At 66.6% G+C, this 19,336-nt stretch carries 18 protein-coding genes and 1 pseudogene; 8 read left to right on the top strand and 11 right to left on the bottom strand.

Annotation, left to right across the window (positions count from 1 at the left end; translation table 11 throughout):
* From Q0L94_RS16220 to Q0L94_RS16185, 8 genes are all read right to left on the bottom strand, one after another.
* Positions 1-595: class 1 fructose-bisphosphatase (locus Q0L94_RS16220; RefSeq protein WP_296755298.1), on the bottom strand; the 595-nt coding region annotated here is incomplete at its 3' end.
* A gap of 159 nt (positions 596-754) precedes the next feature.
* The gene (locus Q0L94_RS16215; protein WP_296755296.1) at positions 755-1,648 is read right to left on the bottom strand and encodes an energy transducer TonB; all 894 of its coding nucleotides are present in this window, start codon (positions 1,646-1,648) and stop codon (positions 755-757) included.
* 29 nt (positions 1,649-1,677) lie between these two features.
* Entirely contained in the window at positions 1,678-3,558 is a 1,881-nt protein-coding gene (locus Q0L94_RS16210; protein ID WP_296755293.1) for an RNB domain-containing ribonuclease, read from the bottom strand.
* A 6-nt stretch (positions 3,559-3,564) separates the two neighbouring features.
* Complete coding sequence (locus Q0L94_RS16205) at positions 3,565-4,122, bottom strand: YqiA/YcfP family alpha/beta fold hydrolase (protein WP_296755290.1); 558 nt, start codon at positions 4,120-4,122, stop codon at positions 3,565-3,567.
* A gap of 48 nt (positions 4,123-4,170) precedes the next feature.
* Entirely contained in the window at positions 4,171-5,571 is a 1,401-nt protein-coding gene (gene mpl / locus Q0L94_RS16200) for a UDP-N-acetylmuramate:L-alanyl-gamma-D-glutamyl-meso-diaminopimelate ligase (protein WP_296755288.1), read from the bottom strand.
* A gap of 104 nt (positions 5,572-5,675) precedes the next feature.
* A complete protein-coding gene (locus Q0L94_RS16195) occupies positions 5,676-7,592 on the bottom strand; it encodes an ATP-binding protein (protein ID WP_296755285.1) in 1,917 nt (638 codons plus the stop codon).
* A gap of 7 nt (positions 7,593-7,599) precedes the next feature.
* Positions 7,600-8,229 carry a response regulator transcription factor gene (locus Q0L94_RS16190; RefSeq protein WP_296755282.1) on the bottom strand — a complete coding sequence of 210 codons (630 nt, stop codon included), beginning with the start codon at positions 8,227-8,229 and terminating at the stop codon, positions 7,600-7,602.
* A 155-nt stretch (positions 8,230-8,384) separates the two neighbouring features.
* The gene (locus tag Q0L94_RS16185) at positions 8,385-8,867 is read right to left on the bottom strand and encodes a thioredoxin family protein (RefSeq protein ID WP_296755279.1); all 483 of its coding nucleotides are present in this window, start codon (positions 8,865-8,867) and stop codon (positions 8,385-8,387) included.
* Between the two features lie 88 nt (positions 8,868-8,955).
* On the opposite strand from Q0L94_RS16185, the gene hemC reads away from it, so the two are divergent.
* The 5 genes from hemC (at position 8,956) to Q0L94_RS16160 (ending at position 13,474) form a co-directional block, all read left to right on the top strand.
* Positions 8,956-9,876, top strand: coding sequence for a hydroxymethylbilane synthase (gene hemC, locus Q0L94_RS16180; protein ID WP_296755277.1), 921 nt, complete (start codon positions 8,956-8,958; stop codon positions 9,874-9,876).
* Positions 9,873-10,640 (top strand): uroporphyrinogen-III synthase, encoded by a 768-nt coding sequence (locus Q0L94_RS16175; protein ID WP_296755274.1) that lies wholly within the window; start codon positions 9,873-9,875, stop codon positions 10,638-10,640. Before hemC ends, Q0L94_RS16175 begins: the two co-directional genes overlap by 4 nt.
* Entirely contained in the window at positions 10,637-11,665 is a 1,029-nt protein-coding gene (locus Q0L94_RS16170) for a uroporphyrinogen-III C-methyltransferase (RefSeq protein ID WP_296755272.1), read from the top strand. The genes Q0L94_RS16175 and Q0L94_RS16170 overlap by 4 nt, the downstream gene beginning before the upstream one ends.
* A complete protein-coding gene (locus Q0L94_RS16165) occupies positions 11,665-12,837 on the top strand; it encodes a heme biosynthesis HemY N-terminal domain-containing protein (RefSeq protein ID WP_296755269.1) in 1,173 nt (390 codons plus the stop codon). Before Q0L94_RS16170 ends, Q0L94_RS16165 begins: the two co-directional genes overlap by 1 nt.
* Positions 12,838-12,937: 100 nt before the next feature.
* On the top strand, positions 12,938-13,474 hold the full coding sequence (locus Q0L94_RS16160; RefSeq protein WP_296755268.1) for a DUF302 domain-containing protein: 537 nt from the start codon (positions 12,938-12,940) through the stop codon (positions 13,472-13,474).
* A gap of 15 nt (positions 13,475-13,489) precedes the next feature.
* Here the strand turns inward: Q0L94_RS16160 and Q0L94_RS16155 are convergent, their stop codons facing one another.
* Positions 13,490-14,527, bottom strand: a complete 1,038-nt coding sequence (locus Q0L94_RS16155; RefSeq protein WP_296755266.1) for a CDP-6-deoxy-delta-3,4-glucoseen reductase — start codon at positions 14,525-14,527, stop codon at positions 13,490-13,492.
* 94 nt (positions 14,528-14,621) lie between these two features.
* Here Q0L94_RS16155 and Q0L94_RS16150 point away from each other — a divergent pair, with 94 nt between their 5' ends.
* On the top strand, positions 14,622-15,509 hold the full coding sequence (locus Q0L94_RS16150; protein WP_296755265.1) for an SDR family oxidoreductase: 888 nt from the start codon (positions 14,622-14,624) through the stop codon (positions 15,507-15,509).
* Positions 15,510-15,550: 41 nt separating this feature from the next.
* Here the strand turns inward: Q0L94_RS16150 and Q0L94_RS16145 are convergent, their stop codons facing one another.
* Complete coding sequence (locus Q0L94_RS16145) at positions 15,551-16,015, bottom strand: FxsA family protein (RefSeq protein ID WP_296755262.1); 465 nt, start codon at positions 16,013-16,015, stop codon at positions 15,551-15,553.
* A 3-nt stretch (positions 16,016-16,018) separates the two neighbouring features.
* On the opposite strand from Q0L94_RS16145, the gene cutA reads away from it, so the two are divergent.
* The gene (gene cutA / locus Q0L94_RS16140; protein WP_296755260.1) at positions 16,019-16,342 is read left to right on the top strand and encodes a divalent-cation tolerance protein CutA; all 324 of its coding nucleotides are present in this window, start codon (positions 16,019-16,021) and stop codon (positions 16,340-16,342) included.
* A gap of 61 nt (positions 16,343-16,403) precedes the next feature.
* Positions 16,404-18,599: a protein-disulfide reductase DsbD gene (dsbD, locus tag Q0L94_RS16135; protein ID WP_296755258.1), complete on the top strand. Its 2,196-nt coding sequence runs from the start codon at positions 16,404-16,406 to the stop codon at positions 18,597-18,599.
* A gap of 60 nt (positions 18,600-18,659) precedes the next feature.
* On the opposite strand, the pseudogene Q0L94_RS16130 reads toward dsbD, so the two are convergent.
* Positions 18,660-19,336: pseudogene (locus Q0L94_RS16130) on the bottom strand (hypothetical protein); the annotation flags it as partial.

Below are 19,336 nucleotides of genomic sequence, written 5' to 3'. Positions count from 1 at the left end.
TGGTCATGTTGGGGTGGGTCAGCACGAATTCGCCGACGTCGCGGTCGAGCGTGAAGCCGTTGGTGCCGTGGCCGAAGGTCAGCACCAGCATGGTCGACGAGCCGTAGATCGCGTAGCCGGCGCACACCTGCTTGGTGCCGGGCTGCAGGAAGTCTTCCGCCTTGGCGGCGCGACCGGCGACCGGGGCCTTGAGGATCGAGAAGATGGTGCCGACCGAGATGTTGACGTCGACGTTCGACGATCCGTCGAGCGGGTCGAACACCAGCAGGTACTTGCCGAGCGGGTACTGGCCGGGGATGGCGTAGACGTCGTCCATCTCTTCGGAGGCCATGCCGGCGAGGTGGCCCGCCCACTCGTTGGAGCGGATCATGATGTCGTTGGTGATGACGTCGAGCTTCTTCTGCGTCTCGCCCTGCACGTTCTCGGAATCGAGCGCGCCCATCACCCCCAAGAGCGCGCCCTTGTTGACGGCGTTGGAAATGGCCTTGCAGGCGGTGACGACGTCGTTCAGCAGCGAGGTGAAGTCGCCGGTGGCGCCGGCGATGCGGCGCTGCTCTTCGATGATGAACTGGGTGAGGGTGGTGCCGGTGTGCATGACGATCTCCAGAAAACGGATAAACAAATCAGAATATTAGGACAACTAAATATTTTATCACGTGATAAAGACCGCAAATCGCTGCGCTCCTGAGGCGGCCGGCCGCGGGCAACAAAAACCCGCCTGGCGGCGGGTTGACAGGGGAGGGGCGGCGTCCGGTCAGTCGGTGCCGACGAGCTGGTCCGAGCGGGTGAAGGTCCAGGTGCGCGTGATCGACAGGATGTCGGTCTTCCTGCGCATGTCCTCGGGGAAGGCCGCGTACGGCTCGGCGAGCTCGACGATCTTGATCGCGGCGGCGTCGAGGATCTTGGAGCCGGACGCGCGGTCGATCTCGACCTTTTCGATCTCGCCGTTGGCGTAGATCGAGACGGTCAGCTTGAGGCTGCCGTAGATGCCCTGGCGTCGCGCCGCCTCGGGATAATTCAGGTTGCCCACCCGCTCGACCTTTGCGACCCAGTCCTCGACATAGCGCGCGAACGCGTACTCCCTGACGTTGGCGCCGACGAACGCCCGCTTCGGTCGCCTCTGGTACTCGTCCCATTGCTGCGAGATCTGCGCCTGCAACTGCGCCATCTCGCGGGCCTGCTGGTTGAGCTGGCTGGCGTCGATCGCGGGGTGCGCCGGCGCGGGTTCGCTCGGGGCGCGCTGATCCCGCAGCTCGGCGTCCGCCTGCAGCTTGCTCAGCAGCATCCGGGCCTGCTGTTCCAGTTCGGCCACGCGCGCCTGCATCGCCGCCTCGTCGCTGCCGGTCTGGGTCCTGGCGCTGGCAGGCAGCGGACTCTTCAGCCGCCTGTCCTCGTCGGTGTTGCCGCCACCCGCCAGGTTCACCTGCGCCAGCGCGTCGGGGCTGAGCGGCGACTCCAGGCTCTTGGCGTTGGTCAGCACCACCTCCATCGGCAGGCTGTGGTCCTCGAACAGGCGGGGGTTGACCTGCACGAACTGGGTCGACAGCAGCATGCCGTGCACGGCCGCCGACGCGAGCAGGGCGAGTGCCATGCGCGTGCTTTGCTGGGACGGTTCGGCGAGAAGGGCGGGGGGGGCAGCGGACACCATGCGGGAAAACGATCGGCGTGGGTTCGATTCTACGGAAGGACGGCGCCGCTGTCAGGCGGCGGGGCGACGGTTTCCAGGTACTCGGCGTGAAAGCTGATGTCGAGCAGGTCGATCCCCGAAATCGCGAGCCGCACGCGCGCGCCCGGTGCGATCCCCATTACCGAGGGTGCACGCGTCACCAGCGGCAGGTTGTCGAAGCGCACCAGGTCTTCGCGGATCACGCCGGCGGTCACTTCGGTCACGTTCTCCTGGATCAGCCAGCGCAGCATCCAGTAGCGCTCGAGACGGCGCTGGAATTCGTTGTAGGCGTCGTACGCCAGCTCGAAGTCGCGCACCGTCGCATAGAGCTGCTCGCTCCTCGGCGGATAGACCGGGTCGGCGCCCTGGACCACGCTGATCAACTGGCGCTGGTTGACGAGGTCGACGTAACGCCGCAAGGGCGAAGTCGACCACGCGTACTGGTCGACGCCGAGGCCCTGGTGCGGGTCGGGGGCGGTCGTCATGCGCGTCTTGCCGTTGGCCTGCGCGCGGTAGATCGCCGGCACGCGCTTCTCGGCGAGCCAGCCGCCCCAGTGCGCGTTGGCGAAGATCATCAGCTCGGACACCACCTTGTCGACCGGGCTGCCGCGCTTGCGCGGCAGGATCGAAATGCGCTCGCCGTCGAGCCTGAAATTGTAGTCGACGCGGTCGACCGTGTCGGTCTTGCCGCGCCCGGCCTCGAGCACGGCGGCAAAGTCGTGCAGCCATTCGAGCTCGCGGCGGTACGGATAGTCCGGCACCTCCGGATTGCGCAGGGTTTCGGCGTTGAATTGGCCCTCCAGCGTCTCGTGACGCAGGTTGTCGGCGATGTGCACCATTTCCAGCCGGGTCTCGGTGCCGAGCACGCGCAGGTCGGGCGCGACGTCGAGGTAGAGCGACAGGGCGGGGCAGTCGTGCCTCTCGCCGAGCGTGTAGTGGTGGATCAGCGCCTCCGGCAGCATGGTGATCTTGTCGCCGGGGTAGTAGACGGTCGACAGCCGTTCGCGCGCGATGCGGTCGATCTCGGAGCCGGGCGCGATGCCGACCGCGGGCGCTGCGATGTGGATGCCGACGCGGACGCGGTCGCCCAGCCACTCCACCGACAGCGCGTCGTCGATCTCGGTGGTCAGCTCGTCGTCGATCGAGAAGGCGCGCACGCCGCTCTTCGGCAGCTCCGGCGGGTCGCGCGGATCCAGGGCAGCCGGGTCGGTGATTTCGGCAAACCCGGTGCCGCGCGGAAAGTGCTCGAGCAGGAAGCTCATCAAGTGGAACTCAAGCGTCGACGGAATCGCGCCGCAGCGCTCGAGCAGCCGCACCTGCGACAGCCCGGTGGTCGCAGCCGCGTCCTCCAGCGCCTTGTATTCCAGTGTGTTCTTGTCCGGTGCGATGAGGATGCGCGGGATCAGCGACGCATACTCGGGCGGCAGGCGGAAGGCCGCAAGTTCGGCCGCGAGGCGTGCCTGGCGCTCGGCCGCAAGGCGCTTCTTCTCCAGCCCGGCCTTGGCCGCCGCCAGCGTTTCGGCGGGGGCGGGGCGGTAGCGGCCCTTTCCGCGCTTGTGGAAATGGATCGGCGAGGCATGCAGCTTCTGCAGCAGCGCGACCGCCTCCGCGGGCCGCGGTGCGTGGCCGTAATACTCCTGCGCCAGCTGTTCGAAGCCGAATTCCTCGGCGCCCGCGGCCTCCCACAGGAAGTCGGCGTCGAGCTCCTCGGCGAGCTTCTCGGCCTCGGCCATCACCTCGGTGGGAGACGGCGCGCCGAAGCGCAAGAGGATGCTCGCAGCCTTGATCTTGCTGCGCTTGCCGCTGGCGGCCTCCACCTGCGCCGTGGCCTCGGTTTCGGACAGGATGGAGCCGGCCTTGAAATGGCCGTCCTCTTCAAAGATGAGGTACATGGAAACTCAGAAATCCAGGAGGGTTTGCAGGTGGCGCTCGAAGCCGGCGAAGCCGTGGTCGCCGCCTTGCTCGACGATCTGCCGCGCGCCGGCATAGTAGGCGACTGCGTCGCGGTAATCGATGACCTCGTCACCGGTCTGCACCAGCAGCAGATAGCGCTCGGGGCGGGTGATCGCCGGCACGTCGAGCGCCGCAAGCTCGGCCAGGTGGGCCTCGGTGAACTGCCATTTCTCGCCGGTATGCCAGTTGGCCTGGGGGCCCAGCGCGCCGCGCATCAGGACGTGGGCGTGCACCGCCGGATTCACCAGCACCGCCTTCCAGCCGTGCTTCTCGGCGAGGTGGGTGGCGTAGAACCCGCCCAGCGAGCTGCCGACCAGGGTGACCGGGCCGGCGCGGCGCCGAGCCAGTTCGCTCTCGATCAGGGCGATCGCCGCACGGGGACTGTTGGGCAGCTGCGGGCAGAGGTAGTCCGCCCCGCGTCCGATGCCGGCCATGTAGGCGCCGAGCTGGCGCGCCTTGCCGGAAGCGGGCGTGGAGTTGAAGCCGTGGAGATAGACGATCATCCGCGGATTTTACCGGGGCTGCCGGGATTCCAGAAATTGGCGTCGCGGCTAGACGTACCGCCCGTAGCGGTGCATCGGCGTCAGCACGATGTCCTCGTGGTAGTGGTCGTGCAGCGCTTCGAGCAACCTGGTGTGGATGCCGCCGAAGCCGCCGTTGCTCATCATCAGAACGTGGTCGCCCGGGCGGGCGTCGAGCACGAGCTGCGTGACGAGCGCACCGAGATCGTCGAACACGCGCGCCTTTCCGCCCAGCGGGGCGAGCGCCTCTGCGGCATCCCAGCCGAGGTTCGCGCCGTAGCAGTAGACGACGTCGGCGTCGGCGAGGCTGTCGGGCAGCTGTGCCTTCATGACGCCGAGCTTCATGGTGTTCGAGCGCGGCTCCAGCACGGCGAGGATGCGGGCCTTGCCGACCTTGCGCCGCAAGCCTTCGAGGGTCGTGGCGATCGCCGTGGGATGATGGGCGAAGTCGTCGTAGACGGTGATGCCATGGACCGCACCGCGGATTTCCATGCGGCGTTTGACGTTCTCGAAGCGGCTCAAGGCGGCGATGGCGGCGGCTGCGGGAACACCGGCATGGCGCGCGGCGGCGATGGCGGCGAGCGCGTTCATGCGGTTGTGCTCGCCCAGCAGATCCCAGTTCACCCGGCCCTGCCGGGCGCTGTTGAAGAATACGTCGAAGCTGCCCTGGGCATCGGCCTCGCCCGCGATCCAGCCGCCGCTGCTGCCGAAGCGTTCCACCGGGGTCCACAGGCCGCGCGCGAACACGCGTTCGAGGCTCGCTTCGCGGCCGTTGGCGACGACGAGGCCATTGCCGGGCACGGTGCGCACCAGGTGGTGGAACTGGGTCTCGATGGCGGCGAGGTCGGGAAAGATGTCGGCGTGGTCGAATTCGAGGTTGTTGAGAATGACGCTGCGCGGGCGGTAGTGGATGAACTTGGAGCGCTTGTCGAAGAAGGCGGTGTCGTATTCGTCGGCCTCGATGACGAAGAAGGGGCTGTCGGTCAGCCGTGCGGACACGCCGAAATTCTGCGGAATGCCGCCGATCAGAAAGCCGGGGCGCATGTGCGCGTCGTCGAGGATCCACGCCAGCATGGCGGCGGTGGTGGTCTTGCCGTGGGTACCCGCCACCGCCAGCACCCATTTGTCCTTCAGCACGTTGTCGGCCAGCCACTGCGGGCCGGAGGTGTAGGGCAGGCCGCGTTCGAGGATGGTTTCCAGCAGCGGATTGCCGCGGGTGACGACGTTGCCGACGACGAAAACGTCGGCCTTGAGGTCGGCCTGTTTGGCGTCGTAGCCTTCGATGAGGTCGATGCCGAGGGCGCGCAGCTGGTCGGACATCGGCGGGTAGACGTTGGCGTCGCAGCCGGTGACGGTGTGGCCGGCTGCGCGCGCGATGGCGGCGATGCCGCCCATGAAGGTACCGCAGATGCCGAGGATATGGAGGTGCATGGTTTATGGTGAGGGGTCAGGAGTCAGGGGTCAGGGATCGGGCGGGAGGGGCCGCCGCTATCCGGCTCTTTATTCCTCACCCTTCACGCCTCACCCGGACATCATTATCCCACAGCCGCAGTGCGCGCCTGCTGGATCAGATGGGTGAGCAGGGCGCGCAGTTTGGCCGGGCGCAGCGGCTTGTGCAGCAGCGGAAATCCGGCGCGGCTGATGCGCAGAATGGTGTCGGGCGCCGTATCGCCGGTGACCAGGATGGCCGGGATGTCGCAGCCGAATTTTTGCCGCAGGCGGGTGATGACCTCGATGCCGTCGCTGTCGTCGGGCAGGCGGTAGTCCGACACGATGATGTCCGGCACGCGGCCGATGCTGTCGAGCCATTGCACTGCTTCGGCGGCGCTGTGGGCGGTGACCAGATCGATGTTCCAGTTGTCGAACAGTTCGGCCATGCCGCGCAGGATCGCGCTTTCGTCGTCCACCAGCAGCACCAGCGCATCGGCGGGGATTTGCCCGGGTGCGCTGGCGGCGGCGGGCGGCCGGATCAAGCGGGCGTCGCCGCACGGCACGTCGACACTGAACGTCGAGCCGTGGCCGGGGCGCGAACGCAATTCCACCCGGTGCCCCAGCAGCCGTCCCAGGCGCGAGACGATGGCGAGCCCGAGCCCCAGCCCTTTGCTGCGGTCGCGTGCCGGATTGTGTAGTTGCACGAATTCGTGGAACACGCTTTCCTGCTGCTCGGGCGGGATGCCGCGGCCGGTATCGGCCACGCTGATGCGCACCATGCGGCCACGGCGGCGGCAGCCTACCAGGATGCCGCCGTCGTCGGTATAGCGGATGGCGTTGGCGATCAGATTGGCCAGAATGCGCTCGATCAGCAGCGGGTCGCTGTAGAGGGTGACGTCGCACGGACGGAAACGCAGGTGCAGCTGCTTTTCCGCCGCCACCGCGCTGAACTGATGGTTGAGATCGAGCAGCATTTTCTGCAGCGGGAAATGCACCGGGTGCGCTTCGATGGCACCGGCATCCAGCCGCGAAATATCCAGCAGCGCATTGAACAGCAGTTCCATCGCCGCAGTGGATGCTGCAATGTTGTCGATCAGGGTTTGCGCTTCAGGTGGCTGGTTGCGCATTTTCAATGCCGCGACAAACAGCGACAGTGCGTGCAGCGGCTGCCGCAGGTCGTGGCTGGCGGCAGCGAAGAAACGCGATTTGGCCTGGTTGGCGCGCTCGGCCATCTCCTTTCTGGTGGCGAGATCGGCGGTGGCATCGCGGATGCGTTTTTCCAGCTCGCCGCGGTGCGCCTGCAAGGCTTCGGCCATGTTGTTGATTCCGGCTGCCAGCAAGCCGACCTCGCCTTGCGGCGGCAGTTGCGTGCGCACCGTGAGGTCGCCGCACCCCAGCCGCCCCACGACATGTCCGACATGCCGCAGCTGCCCGGCCAGCCGGTTGGACAACCGCCATGCCAGTGCGCCGGTGAGCGCCAGTGCCGCCAGCATCAACAGGGTGGCATGGATCAGCGAATCGCGCCTGAAGGCCCCGATCTGGTCGAGCGATACGCCGACTTCAACCTGTCCCAGCAGGTTGAAGTCGGGCGAGGCGGGGGTGGCAACCACGGCGCTGTGGGGCAAATCGACGGCAGGCACACGAATCGCGGCGTGTTGCCGGTGATGTTCATCCGGGTGGACTGTGCGCGGTGGACTGCCGGTGCTGGCGACGGGGTGGCCGTGTGCGTCGGCGACCCTGGCAAAGGACAACTGGCTGTTGACGGCCTCGATCTGGAGCAGGCTGTGCACCCGCGCCGTGTCCCCGTTTGCCAGCGCATGGGGCAAGGCGTCGGCCAGGCGACGGGCCGCGTTGGCGGCGCGGACATGGAGAGCGTGTTCGGCGGTGGCAAGGGCCTGGGTGGTGAAGTGCGCCACCATCCCGAATTCGGCCAGCAGGGCGGGCAACAGCGCAATGACCAGTATCCGGCTGCGGATGCTGGTCAGCAACGGGCGCTCGAACCGGCTGCGCACAAATTTCATGATGCGCTCAGGGCGCATGCGGCAGACGTTGAATGGCGAGCACGGCCTCGGTCCGATTGCTGGCGTTGAAAGCGCGGAAAATCGCCGCAATGTGTACTTTTACCGTGCCTTCCGACATGGCCAGCATGCTGGAGATGGTCTTGTTGGTGCAGCCCTGCGCCAGCAGGCGCGCCACTTCAAGTTGGCGCACCGTCAGTCCGCTGTGCTGCAGGGCCGCGAAATCGGCGGGTTCCGCCGGATGCAGGCCGCTCAGGCCGAGCGGTACATAGACGCCCCCCGACAGCACCTGCCGCAACGCGGCCAGCATGACCGCGGTAGGGGACGCCTTGGGGATGTAGCCGAGCGCGCCGGCTTTCAGCGCGTGGCGGACGTCGTGCGGCGATTCCGACGCCGACAATACCAGCAGCGGAATATCCGGGAAGCGGCTGCGAAACTGCGTAATGCCCTGTGTTCCGGCGAAGCCCGGCATGTTCAGGTCGACCAGCGCCAGATCGAGGTCGGGATGCCGGGCGGCTCGCGCAAACAGGCTGGGGTAGTCGTGGGCGTCGAGGATTTCGACCGGCGGTTCCAGTTGGGCCAGCACCTGCCGCACCCCCTCGCGCACCAGCGGGTGGTCGTCGGCCAAAAGGATTTTCATAAGGGCGCTCCCCGCACCGCTGGAATTTTGTTATGGCGGGAATTTTATTCCGTTTCCCGAGCGGGCGTGACTTTGCCGAGATTTCGCTGTGGCCGTGCTGCAGCGCGGCCGCGCGTCACGTCCGCTCGGGAGTCGGTGCCGGCCTGGCGGTCTGCCTATTTGCCGCGTACTTTGCGTATGCCTTCGTCGATGGCCGCTTCCAGGTAGCCGAAGTAATAGTCGGGCGACAACAGGCCGACGATGGCTTCGCTGGCGTCGGCGCCCTTGGTGTCGAACACCTTGACGGTGGGCACCATGAATATCTTGTTGGCTGCGGCGAACGCGCCTTCGGATGTGGGGGTGCCGTCGAATCCAATCAGCGGGGTGCTGGCGCCGATGGTGACTTCGCGGATGATGGCGCGGTTGCGGTAGGCCGGATCCTTGTGCATCGGGATCAGATATTCGCGTTTGACGCGTTCGCAATACGAACAGACCGGGCTGGTGAAAACCACCAGAATGGGCACCCGGCGTTTGGCCGCAATACGCGCGTCGGCCTGGAAATTCTGTGCGTGAACCAGCCCGTCCGCCGCGCCGGCCGTGCCGTGCAGCGTCATGCCCCATGCTAAAATCAAGGCCCAGACTGCAATCAGTCGAGTCATCGTTAGTCGTCCCTGTTGTGGTGCGAACACATCGATATCATGCGTGTCGCGTCATCATTTGCCAATTAAATTGTTTACCTTTCCCGCCATGCACATCCTGACCATCGCTTCCCGAGAAAGTGCCCTTGCCATGTGGCAGGCAGAGCATATCCGCGACCGCCTGCGTGCGCTGCATCCCGGCTGCGCCGTGAACATTCTGGGCATGACCACGCGCGGCGACCAGATTCTCGACGTCACGCTTTCCAAAATCGGCGGCAAGGGCCTGTTTGTCAAGGAGCTCGAAGTGGCGCTGGAAACCGGGCAGGCCGATCTGGCGGTGCATTCGATGAAGGACGTACCGATGGAACTGCCGCCGGGATTCATGCTGGCGGTAATCGGCGAACGCGAAGACCCGCGCGATGCCTTCGTGTCGAACCAGTACGAACGCCTGTCCGATCTGCCGCCCGGCAGCGTGGTCGGCACCTCCAGCCTGCGCCGCGAAGCGCAGCTGCGCGCACGCTATCCGCACCTGACGGTGAAGCCGCTGCGCGGTAACGTCGGCACCCGCCTGAAAAAGCTCGACGAAGGCCAGTTCGATGCGATCCTGCTGGCGGCCGCAGGCCTCAAGCGGCTCGGTCTGGGCGCGCGCATCAGGAGCCTGCTGTCCGTGGAAGACAGCATTCCGGCCGCCGGCCAGGGCGCACTCGGCATCGAAATCCGCAGCGGCAACAGCGGCGTGGCAGCCATGCTCGCCGCGCTCAATCACCCCGAGACCGCAGCCTGCGTGCGCGCCGAACGCCAGGTCAGCCGCGTGCTGGGCGGCAGCTGCCAAGTGCCGCTGGGCGCGCACGCGGTATTGCAGGACGGCCGTCTGGTGCTCGACGGCTTCGTGGCGAATCCGGACGGCAGCGGGTTCATCCATGATCGCGCCGAGGGCGATGCCGGCGATCCTGAAGCGGTTGGCCAGGCGCTCGCCGACAAGCTGCTGGCGCTGGGCGCGCGCGCCATCCTCGATGCGCTGCCTGCATGACGGGGCCGCTGGCAGGGCGTACCGTGCTTGTGACGCGGCCGGCCCATCAGGCCGCCGTGCTGGCACAGGCGATCCGGACGGCGGGCGGCGCGGCGTTCGAATTCCCCGCGCTCGCCATCGAGGCGGTGCCGCTGGACGAGTTGGCCGCGCCGCTGGCGCAGCTGGCCGGCGCCGACATCGCGATTTTTATCAGCCCCAATGCGGCGCAGTTCGGCATGGCGGCAATCCGTGCCGGCGGCGCACTGCCGGCGGCAACCCGGATTTTTGCAGTGGGGCCGGGCACCCTGCGCGCACTCGCGGCGCAGGGGCTCGACGACGTCGCCATGCCGGACGGCCAGGACAGCGAAGCGCTGCTGGCGCTGCCACAGCTGAATGAGGTTGCCGGCAAGCGGGTGGTGATCGTGCGTGGCGTCGGCGGCCGCGCATTGTTGGCCGACACGCTGCGCGCGCGCGGGGCGCAGGCGGATTTTCTGGAGTGCTACCGGCGCGTGCGGCCACAGGCGGATGCCGCACCGTTGCTGGCATGCTGGCAAACCGGCGGAATCGACGCGGTGACCGTGGCCAGTGCGGAGACGCTGCATAATCTGGCGGCACTGCTGGGCGCGCCGGGCGCGCCGCTGCTGCGGCATACCCCGCTGTTCGCCCCGCATGAGAAAATTGCCGAGGCGGCCCGCCGCTTTGGCATTGCCGACGTCATCGCCACGCCGGGTGGCGATGCAGGTCTGGTAGAGGGCCTGATTAACTGGTTCAGGGACAATCAATGAACGACACACCCGAAACGTCTTCCGTGCTACCTGCCGCTGCGCCGCCTGTTGCGCCGCACGCGCGCACCCAGACGCTGCCGCTGGTTGCCCTGCTGGTCGCAGTGCTGGCTCTGGCGGCGGCGACCTGGTCGTGGTCCGATGGCCGCGAGCGCATCCGTGATCTGAAGACCGAATTGGGGCGCCGGCTGGCCGAGTCGGGCAAGGACGTGAGCGAAACCCGCCTGCTGGCGCGCAACGCCGACGACGCGATGCGGCAGATCAACGAAAAAGTCGCGCATATCGAAAGCCAGATGACCACGTCGCAGCAACAGCAGCTGGCGCTCGAAACCCTGTACAAGGATCTGGCGCAGGGGCGCGACCACTGGACGCTGGCGGAGATCGAGCAGGTACTGCTTACCGCCACGCAGCAGTTGCAGCTGGCGGGCAACGTGAAGGCGGCGATCATCGCGCTGGAAGGGGCCGATACTCGCCTGCAGCGGGTGAACAAGCCGCAGTTCACTGCGCTGCGCCGCGCCATCGCCGCCGACCTCGCCAATCTGCGTGCGGTGCCTTCGCTCGACGAGGTGGGCGCGAGCGCACGCATCGAGGCGCTGGTGGCGCGTCATGCCGACTGGCCGCTGGCGAGCGCGCAAGGCTCCGAGATGACGCTTGCGCCGCACCGGGCCAGCGCGTCGAACCTGGGCCAGGAATTGTGGACGGAGCTCAAACGGATCGTGCAAATCCGCCGGATGGAAGGCAACGAGGCAGTGCTGCTGCCGCCTGGCCAGGCCTACTTCCTGCGCGAAAATCTGCGCCTGCGCCTGCTGTCGGCGCGGCTGGCGCTGCTGGCGCAGGACCAGGCAGCATTCCGCGCCGACCTGCGCGCGGTGTCGGAGATGCTGGAGCGCTATTTCAACACGCGCGACGCCGGCGTCGCGGCTGCGCTCAAGGAGGTCAAGCGCCTGTCCGGCCTGCAGATTGCCATCAGGCTGCCCGGCATCGACGCCAGTCTGGCGGCGCTCGACGCCTACAAAGGGGATCACTGATGCGCTGGCTGATCTCGTTCCTCTTCGTCGCAGTACTGGCCGTCGCGCTGGCGATGGCCGGGCGCTACGACCCCGGCTATGTGGTGCTGGTGTACCCGCCGTGGCGGATGGAAATTTCTTTCATCAGCTTTGTGCTGATCGTGATCGGCCTGGTGGTAGGCGGCATCGTGCTGCTGCGGCTGGCTCTGCTGACGCTCAATCTGCCGCGCATCGTGCGCGAACAGCGCGAGCGGCGCGCAGCGAAAAAACGCGATGAAAATTTCGTCGGCGGCCTCAGGGCGTATACCGAATACCGCTACCAGGATGCCGAACTGTCGCTGGGGCAATGGCAGGGCGACGATGTCCGGCAGGGGCTGGCACGCGTGCTGGCCGCCCGTGCTGCCCAGGAAATGCGCGCCATTCCGCAGCGCGAGCAGCATCTCCGGGAAGCCTCCGAATACGGCGCCGAGCTCGCGGCGCAGCTGTTTGAGGCCGAAGCCTGCCTCGACGCCAAGGATGCGGCGGCCGCGCTGACGGCGATCAACCGGGCCAAGGAGATCGCGCCGCAGCACACCACGCTGCTGCGGCTCGAACTCAAGGCGCGTCAGCTGACCGGGCAGTGGGACGAGGTCGACCGCCTGCTCGACGCGCTGATGCGCAGCAATGCCATGGAACCCGGCGTGGCCGCCCAGAGCCGCCGCATGGCCTATGCTGAAAACCTCAGGCGGCGCGCCGCAGATGACCGTGGCTTGCTGGAATACTGGAAGAAAATCCCGGCCGATTTCAAGGTCGATGCCTGGGTGGCGCGTGCCGCCGCTGAGGCCTTCATGCAGCGCAACGGCCACGACACCGCGCTCGACGTGCTGGAAGCCGCGCTCAACCGCGACTGGCATGAGGAACTGGTGGCGCTGTACGGCGAAGTGCGCGGCAGCAGTCCGACGCGGCAGATCGAACGGGCCGAGAAATGGCTGCATGCCCGGCCGCGCGACGCTCAGTTGCTGCTGACGCTGGCGCAGTTGTGCAGTGTGCAGGCGCTGTGGGGCAAGGCGCAGAGTTATCTGGAAGCCAGCCTTGCCATCGCGGCCAGCGCCGAAGGCCATATCCGCATGGCCGAACTCAAGACGCAGAACGATCAGCCGGGCGAAGCCTGCCGGCACTATCAAAAAGCGCTGGCATTGTGCCGCGCGCAATAAACCGGCGCCGCGCCCCGTGCGCGTAGCACGTTTGTGCGGGTGCGCGGCGCGGGACGGCGTGTATTATTAGAAAGTGCTTATATTCATGAGGAGTATTCCCATGCGTCCTGCTTTTCTTGCCGTATTGGGTGCCGTGCTGAGCGTGTTGCTGCTGGCTGCGCCCGCCAGCCGGGCGGCAACGCCGCCAGCCGAACGGACCGCCCAGACCGCCCAGACCGCCCAGGCCGACGTTTACAAGGTGGCCATCGAGCGCGGCGTCAGTTTGACGGATGCGGCCGATTCGATGCGTCTGCGCGCCAATGCACTGAATCTGCAACTGGTGGCGGAGCTTCCGCTGTCCAAGCAGGTGGAGGCGGTCACCGGCCAGCCGCAGCGCACCATCACCATTTTCCAGTTCTGCGATGCCGTCACCGCCAAGGCGCTGATCGACCAGAATCTGGATTTTGCGGTGTACATGCCGTGCCGCATCGCCATGATCGAAGACGCCGAAGGTCGGGGCTGGCTGGTGATGATGGACGTCAACGTGGACATGCTGGCGCAGGAAAAGCGCGTGCCGCAGGCGCTGAAAGACCGCATCAACGCGGTGCGCCAGGGGCTGCTGGAGATCATGCAGGCAGGCGCCAAAGGCGAGCTGTAAGCCTGCCGGCCGGCTTCAGGCGGCGGGTGCGGTTTCGGCGTCCGCCGCGTAGCTGAAGGCATCCGCGAAGAACGCGTCCTCGGGCAGGCTGCGCGTGCGGGTGAAGGCGTCGCGCGCGCTGTCCACCATGACCGGCGCGCCGCAGGCGTAGACCTGGTAGCCGGACAGGTCGGCGAAGTCGGCCAGCACGGCCTGGTGGACCAGGCCGCTGCGCCCCTGCCACCGATCGCCCGGCGCGGGATTCGACAATACCGGAACGAAGCTGAAATTGGGGCGTTCGGCCAGCCATTGCTGCGGCAGTTCGGCCATGTATAAATCCTTCAGCGAGCGCACGCCCCAGTACAGCACCAGTTCGCGGTCGGTGTGTTCGGCGAAGGCATGTTCCAGCATGCCCTTGATCGGCGCAAAGCCGGTACCGCCGGCGATGAAGAGCATCGGTTTGTCGGAGTCTTCGCGGATGAAGAAGCTGCCGAACGGCCCTTTCAGGCGCAGGATGTCGCGTTCCTTCAGCGTGGAAAACACCTGGTCGGAAAACAGGCCGCCGGGCACGTGGCGGATGTGCAGCTCCAGCAGCGCGTCGTCGTGCGGCGGGTTGGCGAGCGAATAGCTGCGCGTCCTGCCATCCTTCAGCTGGAAGTCGATGTATTGCCCGGCCAGGAACTGCAGGCGCTCGTTGGCGGGCAGCTTGATTTTCACCAGCATGACGTCGTCGGCGCGTTGCTCCAGCTTCTCCACCCGGCACGGCAGCGTCTTCACCACGATGTCCTTGGCGGCGCCGATTTCCTTCGCTTCGATGGTCATATCGGAGAGCGGCCTGGCGCGGCAGAACAGTGCGCGCCCCTGCGCCTTTTCCTCGTCTTTCAGCGCGCCGGGCTGATACACGCCGTAGTCGAATTGACCCGACAACACCTTGCCCTTGCAGGCGCCGCAGGCGCCGTTGCGGCAGCCGTAGGGCAGGGCAAAGCCTTCGCGCAATGCGGCTTCGAGAATGGTTTCATCATCGGTGACGGTGAACTGGTGCCCGCTGGGCTGAAGGGTGACCTGATACGGCATGATGTGAGCTTAGAATACGTGGCACAGCAAGGAATTATCGCCCGGGCGCGCGGAGTTTTCACCCCTGCGTGCATAGGGTTACAGGCAGGCAGCGATGAAAAAAATATTGATTGCAGGGTTCGGCGACGTGGCCGAGCGGCTGGTGAAACGTTATGCCGGGCAGGCTGAATTCATCGGGCTGACGCGGCGCGCCGAGCGCGCCGCCGAACTGCGCGCGCTCGGCGTGACGCCTTATATCGGCGATCTCGATGTGCCGCGGAGTCTGCGCCGTCTGCCGCGCGTCGATGGCGTATTCCACTTTGCGCCGCCGCCCGGCGAAGGCGCGACCGATCCGCGCACGGCCTGTCTGCTGCACGCGCTGATGCGGCGCGGCAAGCCGGGTGCGCTGGTGTATATCAGCACCAGCGGCGTGTATGGCGACTGCGGCGGCAACTGGGTAGCCGAGACGCGGCCGGTGGCGCCGGTGAACGGCCGCGCGGTGCGGCGGGTCGATGCCGAACGCCAACTGCGCGCCTGGGGCGAGGCCTTGCGGGTGCAGGTGAGCATCCTGCGCGCACCGGGGATTTATGCCGCCGACCGCCTGCCGCTGGAACGCATCAAGCGCGGCACCCCTGCGCTGATCGCCAGCGACGACAGCTATACCAACCATATCCACGCCGACGACCTGGCGCGGCTGGCGTGGGCGGCGCTGTTCCGCGGGCGCCCGCAGCGCATCTACCATGCGGTCGATGCGCATCCCTTGAAAATGGGCGACTGGTTCGACAGCTGCGCCGACGCGTTCGGCCTGCCGCGCCCGCCGCGGGTCGACCGCACGGAGGCGCAAAAGGTATTGTCGGAAGCGCTGCTGTCCTTCCTGCGCGAGTCGCGCCAGCTGTCGAACGCACGCACCACGCGCGAGCTGCGTTTTAAATACCGCTACCCGGCTTCGGACGACCTGCTGCGCGAAATCAAACAGGCACGCGGGCAGATGAGGCTGTTTTGATTGGCGCAGCGCGGCCTGAATCATCGTGACGCCGTTTTTTGCTAACGCAGCAAATCGTCGGGTTCGCGCTTGAACTCGCCGTCAATCGTTTTGGGCGTGGCGCTCGCACCCTCTCCCCAGGAGGGAGAGGGTTGGGGTGAGGGCACATCGTCGTTGGCCGGCCGCAGCGGATCCGTCTTGCGCCGGCTCCAGGTGCCGGGAGCCAGCAACAGCAGCAGCGCGGCGGCATCGCTGATGAAGCCGGGGAAGACCAGCAGGCCGCCGGCGAGGAGAATGCGGCCGCTGGCGAACAGCGCGGCCAGCGGATGCGCGCCCGACTGCACCGAGAACAGCAGGCGCGCGCCCCAGGCAACGCGCTCGGTGCGAATCAGCATGACCCCGGCGATGACGTCGAGCAGCAGCCACGGCAGCACCCAGCCGCCGATGGCGTCGGCCATCCAGAAAATGCCGATGGCTTCCAGCACCGGAAACGACAACAGCAGTAGCACAATCCAACCAAAGCGCATGACATGGAACCTCTGTTAGTCTTGACCAATGTACCCGATCGGGGCGCCGCCGAAAAACTGGCGCGCGCTCTGGTCGAGTGCCGCGCGGCGGCATGCGTGAACGTTTTGCCGGCATGCCGCTCCATCTTCCGTTGGCAGGGCGCGGTGGAAGCAAGGGACGAAATCCCTCTGCTGATCAAAACCACCGCGGCGAATTACCCGCTGATTGAAGCAATCGTCCGCGCGCAACACCCTGACGAGGTACCTGAACTGATCGCCGTACCGATAACGCACGGCCTGCCCGCTTATCTCGACTGGGTGGCCACGGAGACTGAAAAACATGATTAATAAGTGGATTCGTTTGATCGGCGTACTGCCTTTACTTTGGGGCGCGTTTGCGCATTTTCCAGTGGCCCACGCTGAAGAATTTCTCGACCCCGACGTTGCGTTCAAGTTCTCGGCGCGCGCACTCGATGCCAACACGCTGGAAGCGCGCTGGCAGATTGCGGACGGCTATTACATGTACCGCGACAAGTTCAAGTTCGAGCTTGCCGGCGCGACCCTGGGCGCGCTGCAGCTGCCGCCGGGCAAGACGAAGCAGGACGAATATTTCGGCAAGGTCGAAACCTATCTCAAGGACGTGCGTATCGCGCTGCCGATCCAGCGTACGCCGGGCGCCACGTCGGTCACGCTGAAAGCCACCTCGCAGGGCTGCGCCGACGCCGGCCTGTGCTACACCCCGCAAACGGTCAGCGCGACCATCAAGCTGCCGGCCGCACTCCCCGCGGCCACGCCGACAGCCGCGGCCACGCCGGCTGCGGCTGCCGCGCTGGACGGCCTGCGCAGCCTGGCTGGCGATGACGGGATGCCGAACGTGCTGCCGCCGGACGAAGCCTTCCTCGTCGCGGCCGCCATGCCGGATACGCAGACGGTCAAGTTCGATTACACGCTGACCGCGAACACTTATCTGTATCGCGACAAACTCGCCTTTGTCGTCAAATCGCCGGCCGATGTGAAAGTGGCGGGTGTCGACGCCCCGGCGGGCGAGGTCAAGGACGACCCGACCTTTGGCCGCACCGAGGTGTATCACCGCGACTTTGCCGCCGGCGTGACGCTGTCGCGCGCGCTCGCCGCGAACGAAACGCTGGTGCTGGAAGCAACCTGGCAGGGGTGCAATGAAGCGGTGGGCATCTGCTATCCGCCGATCAAGCGCGAGTTTTCCCTGGCGGCCAATGGCGCTGCCGTGGCCACGCCGCTGGCCGCGCTCGACGCCCCGGCCGAAGCGGCGGGCGACGACACCTCGCGCATCGAGCGCGTGCTGAAAGGCGGCAGCTTCTGGCCGGTGATCGCCACCTTCTTCGGTCTCGGTCTGCTGCTGGCGTTGACGCCCTGCGTGTTCCCGATGATTCCGATCCTGTCGGGCATCATCGCCGGGCAGAACACCAAAGTGACCAAGACCAGCGGCTTTCTGCTGTCGCTTGCCTACGTGCTGGGCATGGCGATCACCTATGCGGTGGCCGGCGTGGCGGCGGCGCTTTCCGGCACGCTGATCTCCAACGCGCTGCAGAATCCGTGGGCACTCGGTATCGGCGCGCTGATCTTCGTCGGCCTGGCGCTTTCGATGTTCGGCTTCTACGAACTGCAACTGCCCAGCGCGCTGCAGAGCAAGTTCTCGGAGCGCGCCAACAAGATGAAGGGCGGCAGTTTCTTCGGCGTGTTCGCGATGGGCGCGCTGTCGGCCGTCATTCTCGGCCCCTGCGTCGCGCCGCCGCTGGCCGCCGCACTCGCCTTCATCGCGCAGACCGGCAACACCGTTCTCGGCGGCGCGGCGCTGTTCGTGCTGGCGCTCGGCATGGGGGTGCCGCTGCTGCTGGTAGGGGTGTCGGCCGGAGCGCTGCTGCCCAAGGCCGGCGGCTGGATGAACGCAGTCAAGTACTCCTTCGGCGTGATGATGCTGGCGATCGCGATCTACCTGATCTCGCCGGTGATCCCGGCCTGGACCGGCATGCTGCTGTGGGCGCTGCTCTTGATCGCGTCGGCGATCTACCTCCATGCGCTCGATCCGCTGCCGGCGCACGCGTCCGGCTGGGCGCGCCTGTGGAAGGGGCTTGGCGTGGTGCTGCTGATCGGCGGCCTGGCGATCCTGCTCGGCATGCTGGCGGGCAGCCGCAACCTCCTGCAGCCGCTCGACGTCTTCAAGGGCGGCGCCGGCGGCGTTGCGATTGCCGCCGAACAGAAGGGCCTGGCGTTCGAGAAGGTGAAGGACGTGGCTGAACTCGACGCCCGTCTGGCGGCTGCCAAGGCCGACGGCAAGGCCGTCATGCTCGACTTCTACGCCGACTGGTGCGTGTCGTGCAAGGAAATGGAGACCTTCACGTTCAGCGATCCCAAGGTGCAGGCGCGCCTGCAAAACGTGGTGCTGCTGAAGGCCGACGTCACCGCCAACAACGAAGCCGACAAGGCGCTGTTGAAGCGCTTCAACCTGTTCGGTCCGCCCGGGCTGATCTTCTGGACTGCCGCCGGCGAGCAATCGGGCTACAAGGTGATCGGTTTCCAGAAGGCCGAGAAATTCCTGTCGAGCATCGATTCGGCGCTCGGCAAGTAAGCGCCACCCAAAGCGAAGCCCCGCGGGCGTATGCCCGCGGGGCTTCGTCGTTTCGGGGACTCAGGGCTGGCGCTGGAGCACCGCGATGGCGTCGAGCAGCGGGGTGACGACGGGCTGAATCTTGCGCCGCATCAGCGAGCCGATCGCGGTGGTCTTGAGGAAGATCGGCCGCACGCTGTCGGCGTCCGCCGCGGCCAGTGCATCGAGCGCTCCGCAATCTGTTTCGAACTGCGGTGCGGCCGCAAGCAGCGCCGCGCGCGCCTCCGCGCGGGCAGCGGCATCGAATGCGCGCAGCGGCGCGCACCAGTTGGCCAGTGCGTCGAGCGTATGGTTGACCACCTCCTGGATCTCCGGGCGTTCGAGGACGCTGCCCATGGTGGCGAGGAAGGTCTGCCCCTGCGCCGACAGCGCCTTGTCCAGCATCGCCGTGTAGGCGTTGCCGGTGAGCGCAGGCACTGCGGCGTGGTCGCTGCGTGCGGCGCGTGGCGCCGGCAGCCTGTCGGGCTGTAGTTCGAGAAAGGGCACATAGTGCGAATTGCGGCTGAGGCCGCGCTTCCACACCGCGAGCCGTTCGTCCTCGGTGAGCACGTCCGAGTGGAGCAGCGCGGCGACGGTATCGAGAATGGCGAGGTCGTCCTCGTACAGGAAGGCCAGATGCTCGACCAGGAATTCCACCAGGGTGCGGCCCATGCTGCCACAACATACGACGCCGCGGGTCAGCATCAGGCGGGCGTGCT

It is taken from the genome of Thiobacillus sp. (assembly GCF_024708915.1).
The sequence above is the reverse complement of the archived record's forward strand: the minus strand, read 5'-3'. Positions and strand labels throughout refer to the sequence as shown.

What these genes read in the sequence shown, in the direction of transcription:
- Q0L94_RS16145 (WP_296755262.1), bottom strand. Translation starts at nt 16,015, where the DNA reads ATGCGCTTTGGTTGGATTGTGCTACTGCTGTTGTCGTTTCCGGTGCTG.
- Q0L94_RS16195 (WP_296755285.1), bottom strand. Translation starts at nt 7,592, where the DNA reads ATGAAATTTGTGCGCAGCCGGTTCGAGCGCCCGTTGCTGACCAGCATC.
- cutA (WP_296755260.1), top strand. Translation starts at nt 16,019, where the DNA reads ATGGAACCTCTGTTAGTCTTGACCAATGTACCCGATCGGGGCGCCGCC.
- Q0L94_RS16160 (WP_296755268.1), top strand. Translation starts at nt 12,938, where the DNA reads ATGCGTCCTGCTTTTCTTGCCGTATTGGGTGCCGTGCTGAGCGTGTTG.
- Q0L94_RS16210 (WP_296755293.1), bottom strand. Translation starts at nt 3,558, where the DNA reads ATGTACCTCATCTTTGAAGAGGACGGCCATTTCAAGGCCGGCTCCATC.
- Q0L94_RS16165 (WP_296755269.1), top strand. Translation starts at nt 11,665, where the DNA reads ATGCGCTGGCTGATCTCGTTCCTCTTCGTCGCAGTACTGGCCGTCGCG.
- Q0L94_RS16175 (WP_296755274.1), top strand. Translation starts at nt 9,873, where the DNA reads ATGACGGGGCCGCTGGCAGGGCGTACCGTGCTTGTGACGCGGCCGGCC.
- Q0L94_RS16155 (WP_296755266.1), bottom strand. Translation starts at nt 14,527, where the DNA reads ATGCCGTATCAGGTCACCCTTCAGCCCAGCGGGCACCAGTTCACCGTC.
- Q0L94_RS16185 (WP_296755279.1), bottom strand. Translation starts at nt 8,867, where the DNA reads ATGACTCGACTGATTGCAGTCTGGGCCTTGATTTTAGCATGGGGCATG.
- hemC (WP_296755277.1), top strand. Translation starts at nt 8,956, where the DNA reads ATGCACATCCTGACCATCGCTTCCCGAGAAAGTGCCCTTGCCATGTGG.
- mpl (WP_296755288.1), bottom strand. Translation starts at nt 5,571, where the DNA reads ATGCACCTCCATATCCTCGGCATCTGCGGTACCTTCATGGGCGGCATC.
- Q0L94_RS16205 (WP_296755290.1), bottom strand. Translation starts at nt 4,122, where the DNA reads ATGATCGTCTATCTCCACGGCTTCAACTCCACGCCCGCTTCCGGCAAG.
- Q0L94_RS16150 (WP_296755265.1), top strand. Translation starts at nt 14,622, where the DNA reads ATGAAAAAAATATTGATTGCAGGGTTCGGCGACGTGGCCGAGCGGCTG.
- Q0L94_RS16190 (WP_296755282.1), bottom strand. Translation starts at nt 8,229, where the DNA reads ATGAAAATCCTTTTGGCCGACGACCACCCGCTGGTGCGCGAGGGGGTG.
- Q0L94_RS16215 (WP_296755296.1), bottom strand. Translation starts at nt 1,648, where the DNA reads ATGGTGTCCGCTGCCCCCCCCGCCCTTCTCGCCGAACCGTCCCAGCAA.
- Q0L94_RS16170 (WP_296755272.1), top strand. Translation starts at nt 10,637, where the DNA reads ATGAACGACACACCCGAAACGTCTTCCGTGCTACCTGCCGCTGCGCCG.